17 protein-coding genes are annotated in these 20498 nt (G+C 68.1%); 11 read left to right on the top strand and 6 right to left on the bottom strand.

All coding sequences use genetic code 11. The features are described from left to right. The first annotated feature begins 73 nt into the window (after positions 1-73). The 7 genes from QWY80_RS02510 to QWY80_RS02480 all read left to right on the top strand — a co-directional run bounded on the left by QWY80_RS02510 (position 74) and on the right by QWY80_RS02480 (position 8831). Positions 74-3193 carry a DEAD/DEAH box helicase gene (locus QWY80_RS02510; protein ID WP_290229099.1) on the top strand — a complete coding sequence of 1040 codons (3120 nt, stop codon included), beginning with the start codon at positions 74-76 and terminating at the stop codon, positions 3191-3193. A gap of 120 nt (positions 3194-3313) precedes the next feature. Further along, positions 3314-3904, top strand: a complete 591-nt coding sequence (locus QWY80_RS02505) for a peroxidase-related enzyme (RefSeq protein WP_290229098.1) — start codon at positions 3314-3316, stop codon at positions 3902-3904. Between the two features lie 339 nt (positions 3905-4243). After that, positions 4244-5650, top strand: coding sequence for an SLC5/6 family protein (locus tag QWY80_RS02500; protein WP_290229097.1), 1407 nt, complete (start codon positions 4244-4246; stop codon positions 5648-5650). Continuing rightward, positions 5647-6342 (top strand): TenA family protein, encoded by a 696-nt coding sequence (locus QWY80_RS02495; RefSeq protein ID WP_290229096.1) that lies wholly within the window; start codon positions 5647-5649, stop codon positions 6340-6342. The genes QWY80_RS02500 and QWY80_RS02495 overlap by 4 nt, the downstream gene beginning before the upstream one ends. 106 nt (positions 6343-6448) lie before the next feature. Then, positions 6449-8137, top strand: coding sequence for a dihydroxy-acid dehydratase (gene ilvD, locus QWY80_RS02490; protein WP_290229095.1), 1689 nt, complete (start codon positions 6449-6451; stop codon positions 8135-8137). An 80-nt stretch (positions 8138-8217) separates the two neighbouring features. Then, positions 8218-8541: a type II toxin-antitoxin system RelE/ParE family toxin gene (locus QWY80_RS02485; RefSeq protein WP_290229094.1), complete on the top strand. Its 324-nt coding sequence runs from the start codon at positions 8218-8220 to the stop codon at positions 8539-8541. Beyond that, on the top strand, positions 8538-8831 hold the full coding sequence (locus QWY80_RS02480) for a helix-turn-helix domain-containing protein (RefSeq protein WP_290229093.1): 294 nt from the start codon (positions 8538-8540) through the stop codon (positions 8829-8831). The genes QWY80_RS02485 and QWY80_RS02480 overlap by 4 nt, the downstream gene beginning before the upstream one ends. A 73-nt stretch (positions 8832-8904) precedes the next feature. Here the strand turns inward: QWY80_RS02480 and QWY80_RS02475 are convergent, their stop codons facing one another. The 4 genes from QWY80_RS02475 to senA form a co-directional block, all read right to left on the bottom strand. Further along, positions 8905-10377, bottom strand: coding sequence for a PhnE/PtxC family ABC transporter permease (locus QWY80_RS02475; RefSeq protein ID WP_290229092.1), 1473 nt, complete (start codon positions 10375-10377; stop codon positions 8905-8907). A gap of 2 nt (positions 10378-10379) precedes the next feature. Next, positions 10380-11033, bottom strand: coding sequence for an ATP-binding cassette domain-containing protein (locus QWY80_RS02470; RefSeq protein ID WP_290229091.1), 654 nt, complete (start codon positions 11031-11033; stop codon positions 10380-10382). Next, on the bottom strand, positions 11030-11893 hold the full coding sequence (locus QWY80_RS02465) for a putative selenate ABC transporter substrate-binding protein (protein ID WP_290229090.1): 864 nt from the start codon (positions 11891-11893) through the stop codon (positions 11030-11032). The genes QWY80_RS02470 and QWY80_RS02465 overlap by 4 nt, the downstream gene beginning before the upstream one ends. An 81-nt stretch (positions 11894-11974) precedes the next feature. Continuing rightward, positions 11975-13312, bottom strand: a complete 1338-nt coding sequence (senA, locus tag QWY80_RS02460; protein ID WP_290229089.1) for a selenoneine synthase SenA — start codon at positions 13310-13312, stop codon at positions 11975-11977. Positions 13313-13344: 32 nt separating this feature from the next. On the opposite strand from senA, the gene senB reads away from it, so the two are divergent. Further along, positions 13345-14340, top strand: a complete 996-nt coding sequence (senB, locus tag QWY80_RS02455) for a selenoneine biosynthesis selenosugar synthase SenB (RefSeq protein ID WP_290229088.1) — start codon at positions 13345-13347, stop codon at positions 14338-14340. On the opposite strand, the gene selD is transcribed toward senB, so the two are convergent. Beyond that, the gene (gene selD / locus QWY80_RS02450; protein WP_290229086.1) at positions 14330-16633 is read right to left on the bottom strand and encodes a selenide, water dikinase SelD; all 2304 of its coding nucleotides are present in this window, start codon (positions 16631-16633) and stop codon (positions 14330-14332) included. The genes senB and selD overlap by 11 nt on opposite strands. A 95-nt stretch (positions 16634-16728) precedes the next feature. On the opposite strand from selD, the gene egtD reads away from it, so the two are divergent. Then, entirely contained in the window at positions 16729-17691 is a 963-nt protein-coding gene (gene egtD, locus QWY80_RS02445) for an L-histidine N(alpha)-methyltransferase (protein WP_290229085.1), read from the top strand. A 55-nt stretch (positions 17692-17746) separates the two neighbouring features. On the opposite strand, the gene QWY80_RS02440 is transcribed toward egtD, so the two are convergent. Then, a complete protein-coding gene (locus QWY80_RS02440) occupies positions 17747-18025 on the bottom strand; it encodes an XRE family transcriptional regulator (RefSeq protein ID WP_290229084.1) in 279 nt (92 codons plus the stop codon). 130 nt (positions 18026-18155) lie between these two features. Between QWY80_RS02440 and lhgO the strand changes: the two genes are divergently transcribed. Together lhgO and QWY80_RS02430 are read left to right on the top strand one after the other, a co-directional pair. Continuing rightward, on the top strand, positions 18156-19352 hold the full coding sequence (gene lhgO / locus QWY80_RS02435; protein WP_290229083.1) for an L-2-hydroxyglutarate oxidase: 1197 nt from the start codon (positions 18156-18158) through the stop codon (positions 19350-19352). Between the two features lie 165 nt (positions 19353-19517). Further along, positions 19518-20480, top strand: coding sequence for a TAXI family TRAP transporter solute-binding subunit (locus QWY80_RS02430; RefSeq protein WP_290229082.1), 963 nt, complete (start codon positions 19518-19520; stop codon positions 20478-20480). Positions 20481-20498: the final 18 nt, after the last annotated feature.

Here is a 20498-nt window from a genome sequence, read left to right as displayed (position 1 = left end):
ATGTCCTTAGCCGTTAAGCCGCATTGTGATGCCAAAGCGGCTTGCCACCGCATCGCAGGGAATGGAGCAAGGCATGGACCAGCTATCCGCAGGGCTTTACGAAAGGCTGATTGATGAGGAGCTTCAGCAACAACTGACGGTTCACCCGGAGCTAAAGCCGGTGTTAAAGGCACTGGATGATGAATCAGCACCCTATGCCTATACCCAGTTCGTCAGCCAGTTGCTGATGCAGGCGCTCCGAATTCTTGACGCCGAACAGCGCCTCCCGCTCCTGAACCGTTTGATCGATCTGCTGTCGGCGACCGATGGCCTTGACTATCTGGCTCGTAAGCGTCTTCTGAGTACCGATAGGCCTTTGCTCACCGCATTAGGGAGAGTACCAGAGACGCTTCCACGTCCTATCACTCCGCTGGCCACGAGTGCCCTCCTCACCGGCCTGGGACATGATCCGCCTTTGGAACATGAGCTGCGTGCCGAGATGACTACGGCAGATGGCGTCGATATTCTTGTCTCCTTTATCAAATGGTCGGGTTTGAGACTCCTCATGCCGGCATTCGAGCGCCTCGCCGAGCGTGGCATGCCGGTTCGCCTGATTTCTACCAGCTATATGGGCGCCAGCGACCCAGCGGCGCTGGAGTGGCTGGCCAGGCAACCCAATGTTTCTGTGAGAGTTTCCTATGATACCGGCGGAACCCGACTGCACGCCAAGGCTTATCATTTTCTGCGCAACAGCGGCTACTCCACTGCTTATATCGGTTCGGCCAACATGTCCCATTCGGCCATGACTCAGGGGCTGGAATGGACGGTTAAGGTGACTGCGCAGGATATGGCGCACATTATAGATCGCTTTGTTGCCGAGTTTTCCGCCTATTGGGAAAGTGACGAGTTCGAGCCCTTTACCGAAAAAGATTTCAGTCGTTTCCGAAAGGCCATAGCCGCACATAAGGCTCGAGATCGTAGCGGGGTGGCGTTCTTCGCCGAGATCACCCCGCGCCCGTTCCAACTGCGTATTCTGGAATCCTTGGATGCAGCTCGTCAGCGTGGATCTCATCGTAATCTCGTGGTTGCGGCCACCGGTACGGGAAAAACAGTCATCTCTGCGCTCGACTATCGCCGTACCTGTGAGCGCGAGGGTGGCAGAATACCGCTGCTCTTTGTGGCACATCGCAAGGAAATCCTGGAACAGGCCCAGGCCTGCTTCCGTACGGTGCTGCGTGACCAGAACTTCGGTGAGCTCTGGGTCGGTGAGTATGAGCCAACTGAACATTGGTATCTGTTCGCTTCCGTGCAAACTCTCAATAACCGTCGCCCATGGGAGAGACTGGGGAAAGATTACTTTAAATATATTGTAATCGATGAGGCGCATCATATTGCGGCAGGCAGCTACCATGCTTTAAGTAAAGAGGTTGAGCCGGCATTTCTGCTGGGGCTAACAGCGACGCCTGAGCGGATGGATGGTAGCAGTATCCTGCCGGACTTCGAGGATGAATTGGCGGCAGAGATCCGTCTGCCAGAGGCGCTAGAGGAGAAGCTGCTTTGCCCCTTCCATTACTTCGGTGTCAGTGACAGCATTGACCTTAGTGACGACAGTCTTTGGCGAAATGGCCGCTATGATGTTGGGCAGTTAGAGGTCCTGCTGACCGGTGATGACTTTCGGGCTCGGCAGCGCGTCGACACTGTGCTGCAGGCGCTTGAACGCTATCAGCCGGATCTTGACGGCATGCGGGCAGTGGGCTTCTGTGCCGGTGTGCGCCACGCGGAGTATATGGCCGATTGCTTCAACCGCTTAGGATCCGACTATGCCTCGGCAGTGCTGTTGGGCAGCACGCCCACCGAAGTGCGCACGGAGCGATTGCGCAACTTTCGCGAAGGGCGTTTGCCTTTTTTGTTCACCGTCGATGTATTGAGCGAAGGGGTCGACGTTCCCGATATCAATCTGGTGATGTTTCTTCGACCGACGGAGAGCCTGACGGTCTTTTTGCAGCAACTGGGGCGTGGGTTGCGCCATGCTCCCGGCAAGGAGTGCCTGACAGTGTTGGATTTCGTCGGGCAAACCCACCGGCGCTACCGCTTGGATTCTAAGTTCACTGCCTTGCTCTCAGGGCAGCGCCAGCGGTTGGACCGTGAAGTGGAGGCAGATTTTCCCAGCTTACCGCCGGGCTGCAGCATTCAGTTAGAGCGCGTGGCACGCGAGCGGGTGCTCGGTAAGATTCGCGCTATTCTCGACGATCTTAATCACTTTATCCTCGAGACGATTCGTACCTGGCCTCTGGAGGTTGGTCAGCCGCTGACCTTCGGTCGCTTTGTGGAGGTGACTGGGCTCTCACCGGTTCAGGTTCTGTCCCGTCGCAGCTGGTCCGAGTGGAAGGCTATAGCACATCAGCAGTCTCTACCCGATGATCCGGATCTCCTCCAGGCGAGGAAGGCGTTGGCGCGCATTGCCCTACGTACCGACCCAGAACTGCTCAAGGCCATCGAAGCGCTTGGTAAGAACTTCCCAGAGGTGACGGAGCCACCTGGTTGTTACGACGATACGAAGAAAACGACGCTGCATTATCTGTTGTGGGGAAAAAAGGGGGAGAGCGTCGGCGTACAGGACCTCGATCAGTCGCTGGAGAAATGGCAAGCCAATCCCAGCGTGGCCAAAGACGCAGCGGAGATAGCCGCTTGGCGGCGCGCCCACCAGCATGTTCCTCTGCGAAAGCTCGAGAACATCCCCTTCGACAGTAACCTACTGCTGCATGGTGCCTACGGCACCGCCGAGATTAAGTCGGCGCTCGGTTTGGCGAGCCTGGAGAGGCCGGGGCCAACTGGGCAGGGGGTTATCCATGCGAAAGACCTCAAGGCCTATATCCATCTTGTGACCTTTGAGAAAGACGAGCGGGACTTCTCTCCGACCACCCGCTATCGTGACTACCCCATCAGCCGTACCCTGCTTCATTGGGAAAGCCAGTCGAACACCTCGCAGGTGAGTGCTACCGGCCAAAACTACCTTCACTTCCTGGAGCGGGGCTATACTATCCTGTTCTTTGCTCGCTTGACCAAACGCATCGATGGCAAGACGGCGCCATTTATCTTTCTGGGCCCGGCGAAGGCGCTGAAAAATTACAAGGGCAATCGCCCCATCGCCATGACCTGGGAGCTTGAGTACCCGATACCCGCAGAACTTTTTGAGGAGGCGCGCCCGGCGTAGTGCCCGAGGGCTGGTGCGCTGTGAGGTGGCTAAGCTCTTACACCTACGGGCAATTATTTACGTTAACGTAAGCTGCGATCTTGTAGCCTTCACTACACAATGACAACCCCAGGAGCCTCCATGACCCAGCCCATCAGCCGCTTTCCCGTTCCCGACTCGATCCACGACCTGCCCGAGGATATCCGTGACGCCATGCTGGCGGTGCAGGAGAAGGCCGGCTTCGTGCCCAACGTCTTCCTGATGCTGGCCCACCGCCCCGACGAGTTCCGCGCCTTCTTCGCCTACCATGACGCCCTGATGGAGCGGGAGTCCGACACCCTGACCAAGGCCGAGAAGGAGATGATCGTGGTGGCCACCAGCGCGCGCAACCGCTGCCTCTACTGCGTGGTGGCCCACGGCGCCCTGGTGCGCATCTACAGCAAGGATCCGCTGCTCGCCGACCAGGTGGCCGTCAACCACCGGGTGGCCGGGCTCAGCGAGCGCCATCGGGCGATGCTCGACTTCGCCTTCCACAGCGGCCTGGAGGTGGGCGAGCTCACCGAGGAGTGGGAGGCGCGCCTCACGGACGCCGGCTTCACCCGCGATGACATCTGGGACATCGGCGCCATCGCCGCCTTCTTCGGCATGTCCAACCGCCTGGTCACCCTGGCCGGCACCCCGCCCAACGAGGAGTTCTACCTGATGGGCCGGGTGCCGCGGGAGCAGGGCTGACGATCGTCAATAGTGACGCAGGGCTTCGCGAAGTAGCGCCAGCACCGGCTCCAGCTGGCTCTCGTGGAGGACCAGCACGCTCACGCCGGGGGCGTGTTCCTTGGCTTCCGTGTAGGGCATGGCGGGGTTCCGGGGGTGGTCGTTAGAGCCGGGCGCATGCGCTATCATGGCTCTCGATCCTTCCGTTATCGGCCAGGCGGCCGGGACTTGAGGGAGGATCCCCACAATACATTCACTGTCGCCAGGGGAGTCCCGCCGCACCTTGCCGCGCGGGCTGAGAGGGCCACCAGCGCCGACCCTGGAACCTGATCCGGTTAATACCGGCGGAGGAAGCGCGACATGCCCTACCTGACGTCTGCCGTGCTCGGCGCGGCGCTACTGTGCTTTGCCTTCCTGGGCCTGCGGGCCCGGCGGGCCGACGGCCCCCTCGACGACTACGTGACCGCCCGCAATTCCCAGGGCGCCCAGGCCATCGGCCTGTCGTTCCTGGCCTCGAGCATGGGCGCCTGGATCCTCTTCGCGCCGCCCGAGATCGGCGCCTTCGTGGGCCCGGTGGCCCTGGCCGGCTACGCCATCGGCTCGTCGCTGCCGTTCATCGTACTGGGCCTCTACGGGCCGGCAATCCGCCGCCACCTGCCGCAGGGTCGCAGCATCGGCGAGTTCGCCGAGGCCTGCTACGGCCCCGGGGTGCGGCGTTTCGTGTCGCTGGTGTCGATCCTCTACATGGCCTGTTTCCTGGCGGCGGAACTGACCGCCATCGGTGCCATCGCTTCACTGCTCTCCGAGGTGCCGCCGGCGCTGGTGGTGATCGGCGTGGCGCTGGTCACCCTGGTGTATACGGTGCTGGGCGGGCTGCGCGCCAGCCTGGCCACCGACCGCTGGCAGGCGTGGCTGCTGCTGGCCCTGCTGGCGCTGGTCGCCGGGGTGGCGCTGTGGCGCCTGCCACCGCTGCCCGCCGAGGCGGTGATGCCCTCGGCACCCGCCGGCAGCGCGCTCTCCGTGGCGCTGACCCTGGTCATCGCGGTGACGGCGGCCAACCTCTTCCACCAGGGCTACTGGCAGCGCATCTGGGCGGCCGAGGACGACCGGGCGCTGGGCCGTGGCGCCCTGCTGGGCGGGGCCAGCGCCCTGGTGGTGATCCTGGCGATCGGCGCCCTGGGCATGCTGGCGGCCATGCATGCGCTGCCGCTGGGCGAGCCGCCGATCCCGTTCTTCGCGCTGCTCGCCGAGGCGCCGGGCTGGCTGGGCCTGCCGGCGCTGGTGCTAGCCGTGACCCTGGTGGCCTCCAGCGTGGATACCCTGCAGAACGCCATCGCCTCCCTGGCGGTGGCCGGCTCCGGCAGGCGCGGGCTCTCCGTCAGGGCGGCGCGCCTGGTCACGGTGGCACTGATGGTGCCGGTGGTGTGGATCGCCTTGCAGGGGCTGTCGGTGCTGCGCCTCTTCCTGATCGCCGACCTGCTGTGTGCGGCCATTGTGGTGCCGGTGCTGCTGGGCCTGTGGCGGCGCATGGGCCCGCTGGCCGCGGTGGCCGGCGGCATCGCTGGCCTGCTCGGTGCGGTGCTGCCCGGGGCCGTGGCCCAGGGCGGCCTGGCGGCCGGCCTGCTGGCGGCGAGCTTCCCGGGCGGCATCCCGACCCTGCTGCCCTTCCTCGGCGCCCTGCTGGCCTCCACCCTGGTCAGCCTGCTGATCGCCTGGTGGCGGCCGGCGTCGCGTTCTCCCCTGGCCAGTGAAGGAGGTGCCCGATGACCACGCGTGCGACCTGGAACGAATGGGCCAGCGGCCGCGAGGCGCCGTGCATCACCGACTGGCTTCGCGAGATCAGCGAGCCGGACTGGTCGGCGACCGTGAATCATCCGCTGTTCGATGCCCTGGCCGCCGGGCGGCTCTCCGGCGAGGCCTTCGCCGCCTACATGGTGCAGGACTACGGCTTTGTGGATCCCTTCACCGCGCTGATCGGCCACGCCATCGGCCATGCGCCGGGCATGGCGGATCGCGTGGTGCTGGGCCGGTTCATGGGCATGCTGACCAGCGACGAGAACGATACCTTCCAGCGCACCTTCGAGGCCTTCGAGGTGCCGCAGTCGGTGCGCGAGGCGCCCGACTACCTGCCGGCCACGCTGGCGTTTCGCGACCTGCTGCACGATACCGGGCACGGTGGCAGCTACGCCGAGATGCTGGCGGTACTGGTGGTCACCGAGTGGCTGTACCTCGAGTGGGCGATCCGCATCACCCGCGCCGAGGGGCTGCATCCGCTGATGGGCGAGTGGATCGACCTGCACGACAACCCGGCCTTCCAGGACTTCGTGGCCTGGCTGCGCCGGCGCCTGGACGAGGAGGCGGCGGGGCTGGATGACGCGGCCTTCGCGCGCCTGGCCGAGCGCTTCCGCGACACCGTGGTCCGGGAGCGGGCCTTCCACGATGCCGTCCACCCCCGCTGAGACCATCGCCGGCAGGGTGGGACCGTCGCCCCGGGCGGGTTGCCAGGCCGGCCGCCGCCAGCCACCCTCTGAGGGTCAATCCCGATCGGCCAGAGGAGGCCCTGCCATGAGCGATACCCCCCAGGATCCCCGTCGCCGCCACTCCGCCCCGGTGGTGGATGGCCCCGGCAAGGCGGCCAGCCGCGCCATGCTGCGCGCGGTGGGCTTCAGCGACGAGGACTTCGTGAAGCCCCAGGTGGGTGTCGCCTCCACCTGGAGCATGGTCACCCCCTGCAACAGCCACATCGGTGAGCTCGCCGAGCAGGCCCGCGAGGGCGCCGACGCGGCCGGCGGCAAGGGGGTGGTGTTCAACACCATCACCATCTCCGACGGCATCGCCAACGGCACCGAGGGCATGAAGTACTCGCTGGTGTCGCGGGAGGTGATCGCCGACTCCATCGAGACGGTGGCCGGCTGCGAGGGCTTCGACGGCCTGGTGGCGATCGGCGGCTGCGACAAGAACATGCCCGGCTGCCTGATGGGCCTGGCGCGGCTCGACCGGCCGAGCGTCTTCGTCTACGGCGGCACCATCCTGCCCGGCGAGGGGCACACCGACATCGTCTCGGTGTTCGAGGCCATGGGCGCCCACTCCCGCGGCGACCTGGATCTGATCGAGCTCAAGCAGATCGAGGAGACGGCGATTCCCGGCCCCGGCTCCTGCGGGGGCATGTACACCGCCAACTCCATGGCCTCGGCCATCGAGGCGCTGGGCATGAGCCTGCCGGGCAGCTCGGCGCAGAATGCCGTATCGCGGGAGAAGCGCGACGACTGCCACGCCGCCGGGGCCGCCGTGCTCGAACTGCTGGAACGCGATATCAAGCCCTCCGACATCATGACGCGCCGGGCCTTCGAGAACGCCATCACCGTGGTGATCGCCCTGGGCGGCTCCACCAACGCCGTGCTGCACCTGATCGCCATGGCCCGCACCATCGGCGTGGACCTCTCGCTCGCCGACTTCACCGCGATCGGCCGCCGCGTGCCGGTGCTGGCTGACCTGCGCCCCAGCGGCCACTACATGATGAGCGAGCTGGTGGCGATCGGCGGCATCCAGCCGCTGATGAAGACCCTGCTGGACGCCGGGATGCTGCACGGCGACTGCCTGACGGTGACCGGCCGGACGCTCGCCGAGAACCTGGCGGACATCGCCTCCTACCCCGACGACCAGCAGATCATCGCCCCGCTGTCGGCGCCGCAGAAGGCCGAGAGTCACCTGCGCATCCTCTACGGCAACCTGGCCCCGGAGGGCGCGGTGGCCAAGATCACCGGCAAGGAGGGCACCCGCTTCACCGGCACGGCGCGGGTGTTCGGCTCGGAGGAGGAGGCCCAGGCCCGCATCAACGACGGCAGCGTGGTGGCCGGCGACGTGGTGGTGATCCGCTACGAGGGGCCCCGCGGCGGTCCCGGCATGCGCGAGATGCTGACCCCCACCTCGGCGATCATGGGGCGCGGCCTGGGCAGCGACGTGGCGTTGATCACCGACGGGCGCTTCTCCGGGGGCAGCCACGGCTTCGTGGTGGGCCACGTGACCCCCGAGGCCTTCGACGGCGGGCCCCTGGCGCTGGTGGAGGACGGCGACACCATCACCATCGACGCCGAGAGCGACCTCATCGAGGTGCATCTCTCCGACGAGGAACTGATGCGCCGCCGCGCCGCCTGGCGCCAGCCCGAGCCGCGCTACACCCGCGGCGTACTGGCCAAGTACGCCCGCCTGGTCAGCTCCGCCAGTACCGGGGCGGTGACCGACCAGGCGGAGTGAGGGGTGCCGCATGAGAGGCTGAACTTTTCTGTTGCCGTGTTATCATATCTGATAACCTTTTCTTGCCAAGGATGGCCCGGATGAGTTGGCAGATCGATTTCTATGCCGGGGTTGAGGACGACATCCTCGCTATGCCACCCAAGATACAGGCCAAGATGCTGAGACTGCTGGAGATGGTGGAACAGCATGGTGCCAACCTCGGGCCTCCACATACGGAACCGATGGGAGATGGACTATTCGAGATCAGGGCAAAGGCAAAGGAGGGCATCGGACGGTCCCTGTTCTGCTACAGGGAGGGACGTCACATAGTGATCCTGTATGCCTTCATGAAGAAAAGTCAGAAGACGCCCCGTCAGGCGCTTGAACTTGCCCGTCTACGGCAGCGAGAGGTGCAGCAGAGATGAGTCTGAAAGCACTGAAAGAGAAGGCGCTCCAGAACCCGGCCGTCAAGGCCGAGTATGACCGGCTTGCACCGGAGTTCGAGCTGGCCACTACCCTGATCAGCATGCGTCAGCAGGCTGGTTTGACCCAGGAGGAGCTGGCGCGGCGCATGCATACCCAGAAAGGAAATATCAGCCGGCTGGAGCGCGGTGACAGCAATCCTGGCTGGAAGACCATTCAGCGATATGCGCGGGCCTGTGGATTCGATCTCTCGATGCAGTTCCACCGTCATGAAGAGCATGCCGTCAGTTGATCCTGAAACCTGGTCACGAGAACGCCCCTGCCGGCATGCCGGCGGGGGCGTTCTTGCCTGATTGCCGGGCCGGTCACGGCTCGCTCTGCGCGGTGGGGCTCAGGCGCAGGTGGGCACGCAGCCGCCGGGCGAGGATGTCCACACCGATGTTGAGCAGGGCGGTGATCACGATGAGCACCATGGCGCGGTCGAAGCGCAGCTCCTGGATGGCGCTGTCGACGTGGAAGCCCAGGGTGGCGATGCCGAGAATGCCGAGTATCGCCGTCTCGCGCATGATGATCTCCCAGCGGTAGAAGAGCAGTGCCAGGAAGGGGCCGTAGACCCGGGGCGCCACCTCGTAGGCGTAGCGGTCCATGCCGCCGGGGGCGTCCTGACGCAGCTGGACCTCGTTGCTGCGGCGTCCGACCAGGTGGCCGATGATGCCGCCGTTGTGCAGCGCCAGGGCGACGACCGCCGGCAGCATCGAGGGCCCCCACAGCTGCAGCAGGATGAAGGCCAGCAGGTATTCCGGGGTGGAGCGCATCACCACCAGCAGGCCGTGCCCCAGGGTGCCGCCCAGCCGGCCGGTGAAATGCCGCGAGATCAGCGGGAAGAGCGCCATCGCCAGCACGCCGGTGAGCACCAGGGCGATCTGGGTCAGCAGCAGGGTCTGCCAGATGCCGGGCAGGGCCTGGTGGACGAGCAGCTCGCTCAGCCAGGGCAGCAGGCCGCCGAGCCCCTCGCCGTGGCGCAGCGGGGCGGGCACGATGTCCTCGGTGAAGAAGCGCGAGACGTTGCTCCAGGTGATCGGCAACCCGGTACCCAGCAGGAAGGGGGAGACCAGCAGGTAGAGGGGCAGCAGCCGGGGCCGCGCCCACCATCGCAGGGAGGCGATCAGGGCGTAGAACAGCAGCAGCAGCGCGCCCACCGTGGCGTAGTGGCCCTGGGCGAAGGCGGCCGAGAGGTGGAAGCCCAGGGTCGGCATGCCGACGAAGCCCAGCACCGCGCTGGAGCGCAGGCCGCACTCCAGGCGATAGGCGGTATAGCTGACCAGGTGCGGCCAGGCCTGGCTGATGCGGGTGTAGACCAGCGCCGAGAGCCGCCCGGCACGGTGCGGCAGGGTGCGTTCCGGCTGCGGGTCGCCCTCGTCGAGGATCTCCGCATAGACCTTGGCGAAGGTGCCGGCGTAGGGGATGGCGATGGCCAGCACCCCGGTGAGGGGGTGCAGGCCGAAGCACTGCAGGAAGATCAGCGCCCAGAACAGTTCGTGGATGGCGCGGATGAAGGCGCAGAAGGTGCGCACCCAGAGATGCCGGAAGAGCAGCGCCAGCAGCATGCCCGAGACGACGCCGAGCCCGACCCCTGTGAAGGCGAAGGCCAGGGTGCGCAACAGGGCCTCGCCCAGGGAGTCGACGCGCGAGAAGTCGGGCTGGATCAACCCCATGAACAGGTGGCCCAGCGCCTCCCAGGGCGCGTGGGTGCTGATCTCGAAGTCGCCGAACGGCAGGCACGCCACGGCCAGCAGGACGAGTCCCAGGGTGACGCGACGGGTGGCGGTCAGCGGCATGATCAGTAGAGCGGCAGCAGGTCGTGGGCGGACAGGCGCCGGCTGGGCTGGTCGACGGCGATGGTGCCGTCGCGGATGCCGATCACTCGCGTGCAGAAGCGCAGCGCCAGTTCCACGTCGTGCATGGCCAGCACGGCGGTGGGATAGGCGTCGGTGAGGGCGCTCAGGACCACCTCGGAGAGGGGACCATCCAGGGCCGAGACCGGCTCGTCGGCGAGCAGCATCCCGCCGCCCTGGTGGATGACCCGCGCCGCGGCGACGCGTTGGCGCTGCCCGCCGGAGAGCTCGCCGCAGGGGGCCCAGAGCTTGTCGTCGAGGCCGAGCCGGCCGAGCAGGGCGGCGACCTCCGTGACGTCGCACTTCCGCGCGCGCACCAGGGTGAGGAGGTTGCGCCACCAGGGGTGACGGTCGAGCCGGCCCATGTAGACGTTGTGGAACACCGAGAGGGTGGCCACCAGGCCCAGGTCCTGGGGCATCAGGGCGGCTCCTTGGTCGCGCCAGCGGTCATACATCACCGACAGCAGCGTCGACTTGCCGGCGCCGCTGCGGCCGACCAGCGCCAGTCGCTCGCCGGGCGCCAGCGTCAGGCTCAGCGGGCCGAGCACCCGGGCCGCGCCATAGCTGGCGACGGCGTCCTCCAGCGCCAGCGGGGTCATCGGTCGAGTAGTTCCAGGGAGCGCGCGACCTCGAGGATCTCCCGGTAGTCGTCGTTCTCGGCCGGGATGAAGCCCGAGCGCGGGAAGCGGGCCAGCAGGTCGGGATCGTCCATGTCGAGCAGCGCCTGCTGCAGGCGGTCGGTGAAGCCGTCCCCGAAGCGCTCGTCGATGTCGCCGCGCACCGTCCACTGATAGTCGGGGTAGGGCGGTGTCTCCCAGATCACCCGGACGCGCTCGTCATCGACGCTGCCGCTTGCCACCTCGTTCTCCCAGGCCTTGTAGCTGACCACCCCGGCCTGGTAGGCGCCGGACTGCACCACCGCGATGGTGCGACTGTGGTTGCCGCTGAAGCCGACCCGCTCGAACAGCTCCTCGGGCGCCGCCCCGAGGTCGCGGCGCAGGAAGTATTCCGGCATCAGGCGTCCGGAGGTCGAACTGCGGGAACCGAAGCTGAAGGTCAGGCCGCGCAGCGCCTCGGGGGCGCTGTCGCCGTCATGCGGCTCGAGGCCGGTGGCCCGATTGGCGATGACGTAGCTCTTGTACTCGGGATCCTCCACGCCCTGGGCGATGGCTCGGGAGCCCGGCACCAGCTGGCGCGCCTGCACCCCGGTGAAGCCGCCGAACCAGGCCAGCTGCACCTGGTTGTTGCGGAAGGCGGTGACCGAGGCGGCGTAGGAGGTGACCGGCACGAAGCGCACCTCGACGTCGAGCTCCTCGGCGAGGTAGTCGGCCACGGCCTGGAAGCGCTCCTGGAGGCGGGTCTCGTCCTCGTCGGGGATGGCGGTGAACACCAGGGGCTGGGCGGCGGCCAGGGAGGAGGCCAGGAGCAGGGCGAGGGCAAGCGGCAGGCATCGAAGCATGGTCGGAGTCCTTTCGGTGGATCATGAAGGGGTGCGCCGGCGGCAGCGGCATGATACCGGATAATGCCGTGACAACGCCTCTCAGACGGCGCAGGTTCGGAAGCCCGCCAGGGTGTCGTTACGGTCCGGGGTGAAGAAGTTGCGATAGCCGGTGTGGATCAGCCGTGACCGCGTGGCCCAGGCGCCGCCGCGCAGCACGTAGCGGCCCTCGCGGAACCAGGGGGCCGAATAGTCGCGGTAGAGATCGGGCTGGAAGCCCGGGAAGGGACCGAAGGGCGAGGCCGTCCACTCCCAGACGTTGCCCAGCATCTGGCGGCAGCCGAAGGCGCTATCGCCCTCGGCCAGGGCAGCCACGTCGAGGCGCCCCAGGCGCCAGCCGTCCAGGTTGGCCAGGCCGGCGTCCGGCGGCGCCTCGCCCCAGGGATGGCGGCGCTTGCCCGGCGCCAGGGAGCGGCCGTCGGCGCTCGGCTCCCGGCTGGCGGCGACCTCCCATTCGGCCTCGCTGGGCAGGCGGCGGCCGGCCCAGCGGCACCAGGCCTCGGCCTCGTACCAGCTGACGTGCACGACCGGCTGATGGGGGGCCAGCGGCCGCCAGTGATCGAAGGCGCGCTCTTCCCAGTGCCCGGCGTCGGTGCGGCGCCAGTAGACCGGGGCCTGGAGCGCCTGACGTTCCCGCCACTGCCAGCCGGCCTCGCTCCACAGCTCGCGCCGTTGATAACCGCCGTCGTCGACGAAGGCGGCGAAGTCGGCGTTGGTGACCGGCGCCCGGGCGATGGAGAAGGGTGCCACCTCGACCTCCAGGGGCGGCTTCTCGTTGTCGAAGCGGAAGGGCAGGGTCGCGTCGGAGCCCAGCCGATGGCGCCCGCCGGGGATGTCGACGTCCCCGGGCAGGGCCCCGGCGGCGGGGTGCCCCTTGGGTGGCGTGCCCAGCGCGGGGGGCGGGTCGCCCAGGGTCTGGCGGGTGTAGAGGAAGGCCTCGCCGTGCATGTCCTCGTGCAGGGTGGTGAGCTGATAGACATAGCTCTGGGCGGCACTGGCGTCGCCGTCGGGCAGGCGCTCGAGCATGGCCTGCTGCACCCGTGACAGGTAGTCCAGGGTCTCCTCGCGTGACGGCAGCGGTAGCGACCAACGGTCGTCATGGGCGATGCTGCTGGAGTCGTACAGCCGGTCGGCGCCGGCGAGCTGGTAGTCGGGGAGCTCATGGAGGCCACGCAGGGCGAAATGGTCGTGGAAGAAGCCCAGGTGGCCGAGTTCCCACAGCGGCGGATTGACGATCGCCAGCCGCGGGCCGAGGTCGCGGGCCTCGAGGATGTCCTGCATCAGGGCCAGGCTGCGCTGGCGGGCATCGATGAGCATCGCCGCCAGCTCGTCGGCGGCCCTGGGCGGTGTCGGGGGTGTGCTGACTGGTGTGAAAGGCATGCTGTCCTCGCAAGGAAAAGGCTGGAGGTGCCATGGCATTGAAGGTAGCCCTGATCACACCGGCGGGTCGAGGGTCGCATGCCGGCAACCGGGCCACGGCGACCCGCTGGGCGGGGCGGCTGCGGGAGCTGGGGTGCCGCGTGCGGGTCTCGGGATCCGGGGAGGGGGCCGATGCCTGCCGCCTGGCCGGCCGGCCACCGGACCTGGTGCTGGCGCTGCATGCCACGCGAAGCCATGCCGCCATTCGTGCCTGTCGCGAGGCCTTCCCGGCGTGCCCGCTGGTGGTGGTGCTGACCGGGACCGACGTCTACCGCTTCCAGCACAGCCATCCCGGGATCTTTCGCGACAGCCTCGAGGCCAGCGATGCCCTGGTCGGCCTGCACGATTGCCTGGCCGAGGACCTCCCGCCGCGCTTCCTGTCGCGCCTGCAGGTCGTCCACCAGTCGGCGCTACCCCTGCCGCCCGGTGCCCCGCAGGCCGGCCGCCGCTGGTTCGAGGTGCTGGTCGCCGGCCATCTGCGCGAGGAGAAGGACTCGCTGCGTGCGGCCCTGGCCGTTCGCGACCTGCCGGCGTCCTCGCGGCTGCGCGTGGTGCAACTGGGGGCCGCGCACAGCCCGGACTGGGCCGATGCCGCCCGCGAGGAGATGGCCCGCAACCCCTGTTACCGCTGGCTCGGCGACCTGCCCCGCTGGCGGGTGCGCCAGTGGATGGCCCGGGCCCGGCTGATGGTGATCAGCTCGCGCATGGAAGGGGGCGCCAATGTGGTCAGCGAGGCCTGCGTGGCCGGCCTGCCGGTGCTGGCCTCGGCGATCCCCGGCAATCGCGGCCTGCTGGGCGAGGAGTACGCCGGCTACTTCCCGGTGGCGGATACCGCGGCCTTGAGGGACCTGTTGCTGCATGCCGAGGCGACCCCGGCCTTCGTCGAGGGGCTCCGGCGGCAGGTGCAGGCGCGCGCGCCGCTGTTCCGCCCCGAGGCCGAACGGGAAGGGTTGGCGCGGGTGATCGCCGCCTGCGGGCTCACCCCCTGACTCGGCAAGCGCCGTCCCTCAGGCGGATGGGCTCCAGTGCCTCGCCGGCCTCGAGGACGCGGCCGATCACGGCGGCCCCGGCGTAGCCCCGGGCGTGCAGGGCGTCCAGGCAGGTCGCGGCGCGTTCGGCGGGCACGCTGGCCAGCAGGCCGCCGGCGGTCTGGGGGTCGAACAGCAGCGGGTAGCGGGGGTGCGCGACCCAGGCCGCCTGGTCGCGGAGGGCTCGGCGCAGGCGCACGTTGGCGGGCTGCAGCGAACTCAGGATGCCGGCGGCGACGGTCTCCTCGGCGCCCTCGAGCAGCGGCAGCGCCGCCAGGTCGAGCTCGGCATCCACCCCCGAGGGGCGCGTCATCTCGACCAGGTGGCCCAGCAGGCCGAAGCCGGTGAGATCGGTGCAGCCGGTGGCGCCGTGCTCCCTCAGGCAGGCCGCGGCCTCGCGGCTGGACTGGACCATGCTCGCCAGCGCCGCGTCGATCCAGCGCCCCCGGGCGGCCAGCCGGGCATGGGCGGCGAACAGGGTGCCGGTGCCGATGGGCTTGGTCAGGATCAACACCTGGCCCGGGCGCAGGCCGCCTTTCGTCAGGGCGCTATCGCCGTCGGCATCGATCAGGCCGTTGACGGCGAAGCCCAGGGCCAGCTCGCTGCCCTCGCCGGTGTGCCCGCCGACCAGGGCGCAGTCGGCGGCGTTGAGCACCTCGAGGGCGCCGCTCATCATCTGGAAGACGGTGTCCTCGACCTTGGCCTCGAGTCCCTGGGGGACCGTGGCCACGGCGGTGGCGGTCTGGGCCTCGGCGCCCATGGCGAAGATGTCGCCCAGGGCGTGGTTGGCGGCGACCTTGCCGAACACATAGGGGTCGTCGATGAAGGCGCGGAAGAAGTCCACGGTATGCACCATGGCCTTGCCCGGCGGCACCCGCACCACGGCGGCGTCGTCCGGGGCGTGCAGGCCCACCAGCACCTCGTCCCGGTCCACCGGCTGGAGGGTCGAGAGGGCCCGGGACAGCACCGAGGCGCCGACCTTGGCCCCGCAGCCGCCGCAGCGCATGGCGATGGCCGAGATCGCTTGGGCGTTCTCCTCCGCGTCGAGGGCCACCTTGCTGGGCCGGGGCGTCCGCATTGCCTCGCCTTCCATCGGCGGCAGGTCGTTGAATTTGGCCATGAAGCGCCGGTCGATGCCGTCCTTCCAGCGCCACACCCAGTCGCCGGCCAGGTAGAGTCCGCCGCGTGACGCCACGGCATGCCGGTCGCCGGTGCTGATCAGCGCCAGCCACTGCGCCTGGGGACGGTAGGCCTTGAGGGGCTTGCCGGTCACGGCGGCGCGCAGGTTGTCGGCCAGTGGGCGTCCCTGGCGCACGGCGAAGACCCCGGCCTTCTCCCGGGGGTGGTTGACCTGGTGGGCGATATCCCCGGCGGCGAAGACGTGCGGGTCGCTCAACGACTGCAGGGTATCGTCCACCTCGATGAAGCCGTCGTCGTCGAGTGCCAGGCGGGTGTCGCGCAGCCAGGCGGCGCCGCCGGCATCGGTGACCCAAACGATCTCGTCGGCGGCGTGCCAGGTGCCGTCGGCGCCCTGCAGCCGTCCCCCCTCGACGCCGATGATCTCGGTGGCGGTGTGGACCTCGACACCGCGCCTGGCCAGGGTGGCGTCGAAATGGGCGCGCACGCGGGCATTATGGGTGGGCAGGAGGCGCTCGCCGCGGGTGAACAGGGCAAAGGTCAGCTCACCGGGATCGCGGCCCAGGGCCTTGAGTTCCCGGCGGAGCCGGTACTGCATGGCCAGCAGCAGCTCGACCCCGCCGGCGCCGCCCCCGACCACCGCCACCCGGGTCCGGCCCGGGTGGCGCTTGAGGCGTTCGAGCAGCGACTGCCAGCGGTCGTTGAAGCGATGGATGGGCTTGACCGGCACGGCGTGATCGCCGGCCCCGGTGACCGAGCCCACGCGCGGCGTCGAACCGATGTTGATCGACAGCCGGTCGTAGGGCACCGGGGGGCGCCCCCGGCAGAGCACCCGGCGGGCAGCGTGGTCGATGCCGACGGCCTCGTCGCCGAAGAAGCGCGCCCCGGCGTACTCCGCCAGCCGGCGCAGGTCGATATGCACTTCGTCGTAGCGGTAATGCCCGGCGACATACCCCGGCAGCATGCCCGAGTAGGGGGTGTGCGTATCGCGGCAGATCAGGGTGAGCCTGACGCCGGGTTCGGGCTTCATGGCGAAACGCTTGAGGACGCCGACGTGGGAGTGGCCGCCGCCGACCAGCACGATATCCCGTAACACCGGCTGCTGCGGTTGCTGCATGGAGTGTCTCGCTCTAGATTGGGAAAGCGGTCGCGTGTCCTGCCTGGATGGATCCTACCGGCGGGACGCCATCCTGTCGCCAGCGAGGGGTTTCGATGTCCAGTGCAGTGCGCTTCCATGACCAGCATGTCGATGCGACGGGGGTGTCGTTTCGGGACGACGCGATCGCCGGACTGAGCCTCGCGCGCAAGCGCCTCGCCCCCAAGTATTTCTACGACCGACGCGGCTCCCTGCTCTTCGAGGAGATCTGTCGCCAGCCCGAGTACTACCTCACCCGCACCGAGGAGGGCATCCTGGCCGACGCCGCCGAGGAGATCGCCGCGCTGGTCGGGCCGGAAGCGCTGCTGGTCGAGCTGGGCAGCGGGGCCAGTCGCAAGGTACGCCTGCTGCTGGAGGCGCTGCGACCGCGTCGCTACCTGGGGATGGATATCTCCCACGACTTCCTGCTGCAGAGCACCCGTCGCCTGGCGGCCGACTACCCCTGGCTCGAGGTGCACGCGGCCTGGACGGATTTCTCGGAGCGGCTGTGCTTGCCGGTGGGTCTCGAGGGGCGGCGAGTGGTGGCCTTCTTTCCCGGTTCGAGCATCGGCAACTTCACCCCGACCGAGGCCGAGGCCTTCCTCGCCCGGCTACGCCAGGCCCTGCCCCGGGGCAGTGGCGTGCTGATCGGCGTCGACCTGGTCAAGGACCGGCGTGTCCTCGAGGCGGCCTACAACGATGCCGCCGGTGTCACGGCGGCCTTCAATCTCAACCTGCTGGAGCGCATGCGCCGGGAACTGGGCGCCTCGGTGGCGCCCGACGACTTCCGGCATCGCGCCTTCTTCGATACGGCGGCATCGCGCATCGAGATGCACCTGGTCAGCGAGTGCCGGCAGGCCCTCGTGATCGATGGGCACCGCTTCGACTTCGCCCCAGGCGAGACGCTGCATACCGAGAATTCCTGCAAGTACAGTCGCGAGGGGTTCCAGGCCCTGGCCAGGCGCGCCGGTTATCGGCCGAGCGCGGTGTGGAGCGATGCCGAGGGGCTGTTCAGCGTGCACTATCTCGCGAGTGGCTGAGGCCCCTCGGGACCACGCCCCCGCCGAGAGGGGCGTATGGCCATGACCGAGCGGTTCAGTGGGTGGTGCTGTGGTGCTCGAGGGTGCGGTGGACGAGGCGCAGCTCGTCGAGGGAGAGGTGCTCCAGCTTCCCCGAGAGGAGGTCGCTGATCTTCTGCATCGGCAGGCCGGCGCGGCGGGCGATCTCGCGGCTGCCGAGGTCTGACACGGCGATCAGCCGGGTCACGATGCGCATGAGGCGTGTACGTTGTTCCAAGTCCCTGACATCGAGGTCAGGGCTGCTTCGCGGAGGGTCGATAAGGTCCGCGGATCGGGAAGGTCGTGCCGTGCTCATGATGCTCCAGTAGGCGGTTGCGACAGGGACACTATGGGGGCTATCCGGGGATTTTGCCAGTGTCGATTGGATGATCCTTTCGTGGCACTGTAAATGCCTCGCCCGAGACGCCTTCGACCAGGGAGACGGCATGTACGACTTCATCATCATCGGTGGCGGCATCCTGGGGATGTCCACCGCCATGCAGCTCAAGCAGGCCTGGCCCGACAAGCGAATGCTGCTGGTGGAGAAGGAGGCGGGGCCGGCCCGCCACCAGACCGGTCGCAACAGCGGGGTGATCCACGCCGGGGTCTACTACACCCCGGGCAGCCACAAGGCGCGCTTCTGCCTGGAGGGCAACCGCGCCACCAAGGCATTCTGCGAGGCCCACGGCATCGCCTACGACAGCTGCGGCAAGCTGCTGGTGGCCACCAGCGAGCTGGAGATGCGTCGCATGCAGGCGCTGTGGGAGCGCACCGCGGCCAACGGCCTGGAGCGCGAGTGGCTCTCGGCGGAGCAGCTGGCCGAGCGCGAGCCCAACATCACCGGCCTGGGCGCCATCTTCGTGCCCTCCAGCGGCATCGTCGACTTCGCCGAGGTGGCCCGTGCCATGGGCGCGGAGTTCGAGCGCCTGGGCGGCGAGATCCGCTACGGCGTCAAGGTCACGGCCCTGGAGGAGCGCTCCGGCGAGGTGGTGGTGAACACCGGCGGTGACGCCATCAGTGGCCGCTACCTGGTCTCCTGCGCGGGGCTGATGGCCGACCGGGTGATCCGCATGCTCGGCCAGAACCCGGGCTTCACCATCTGCCCCTTCCGCGGCGAGTACTACCGGCTGCCGGCCAGGCACGATCGCATCGTCGACCACCTGATCTACCCGATTCCCGACCCCGCCATGCCCTTCCTGGGCGTGCACCTGACGCGGATGATCGACGGCGGGGTGACGGTGGGGCCCAACGCCGTGCTGGCGTTGAGCCGCGAGGGCTATCGCTGGCGCGATGTCTCGCCCCTCGACCTGGCGCGGATGTTCAGCGACCCGGGCATCCTCCGAGTGCTGGGACGCAACCTGCGCCCCGGCCTCGCGGAGATCAAGAATTCCCTGCACCGGCGTGGTTACCTGGAACTGGTGCGCCAGTACTGTCCGAGCCTGACCCTGGACGACCTGGAGCCCTGGCCGGCCGGGGTGCGTGCCCAGGCGGTGACGCGGGGCGGCCGGCTGGTCGACGACTTCCTGTTCGTCAACACCCGGCGCAGCGTGAACGTGGGCAATGCCCCGTCGCCGGCGGCGACCTCGGCGCTGCCCATCGGGGCGCACATCCTCGGCAAGGTGCGGGAGCTGGTCGAGGGATGAGGCGGCCCACGACCATGGTGGCATTGCCGATATTCCCGGAAAACGTAGAAATCATGCCGTTAGCCTCTCACGCTGGGGGCGTGCTAGCTTGATTCCAGACGTCGATCCGACTCCGGCGTCGACAATGACAACACCACAACCTGGTTCCAGGACCGGAGGAATGCCATGCAAGTCTTCAAGTATGCCGTCGCCGCCTCGCTGATCGCGACGGCCCCGCTGGCGGTCGCCCAGCAGCAGCTCTCCATCGCCACCGGCGGCACCGGCGGCACCTACTACCCCCTGGGCGGTGGCCTGGCCGAGATGATCGGCGAGCACATCGAAGGGTACGATGCCGTGGCCGAGGTCACCGGCGCCTCGGTGGAGAACATGGGGCTGGTGTGGCGCGGCGACTCCGACCTGGCCCTGGCCCTGGCCGACACCGTCCACCAGGCCTATAGCGGCACCGGCGACTTCGAGGGCCGCCAGCTGGAGAACATCCGTGCCCTGGCCTCCGTCTACCCCAATGCCGTGCAGATCGTCACCCTGGCCGATTCCGACATCGAGTCGCTCGCCGACCTCGAGGGCAAGGTGGTCTCCGTCGGTGCGCCGGGCAGCGGCACCGAGCTCAACGCCCGCGCCCTGCTCGAGGCCAACGGCATCAGCTACGACGACTTCGATCCGCGGCGCCTGAACTTCAACGAGACCGCCGACGCCATCCGTGACGGCGACATCGACGCCGGCTTCTGGAGCGTGGGGCCGCCCACCAGCTCCATCCTCAACCTGGCCACCACCCGCGACATCCGCCTGATCGGCCTGTCCGACGAGGAAGTGGCCAAGGCCCGCGAGGCCGTCTCGGTGTTCGCCCCCTACGAGCTGCGTGCCGACCTCTACGAGGGCATGGAAGAGGGCGTGCAGACCATCGGCATCCCCAACGTGCTGGCCGTCAGCAGCGAGATGGACGAGGAACTGGCCTACCAGATCACCAAGATGCTCTTCGAGCGCACCGACGAGCTGATCGAGGTGCATCCGGCGGCCAACGACACCACCGTGGAGTTCAGCGTCGACTCCACGCCGATCGCCTTCCATCCCGGCGCCCTGCGCTACTACGAGGAGATCGGCGCCGAGATCGCCGACCACCAGCGCCCCTGAGCGGTGCGTGCATGGTGC

Origin of the sequence: Halomonas ramblicola, assembly GCF_030409215.1 — a bacterium.
Lineage (GTDB): Bacteria > Pseudomonadota > Gammaproteobacteria > Pseudomonadales > Halomonadaceae > Halomonas > Halomonas ramblicola.
The sequence above is the reverse complement of the archived record's forward strand: the minus strand, read 5'-3'. Positions and strand labels throughout refer to the sequence as shown.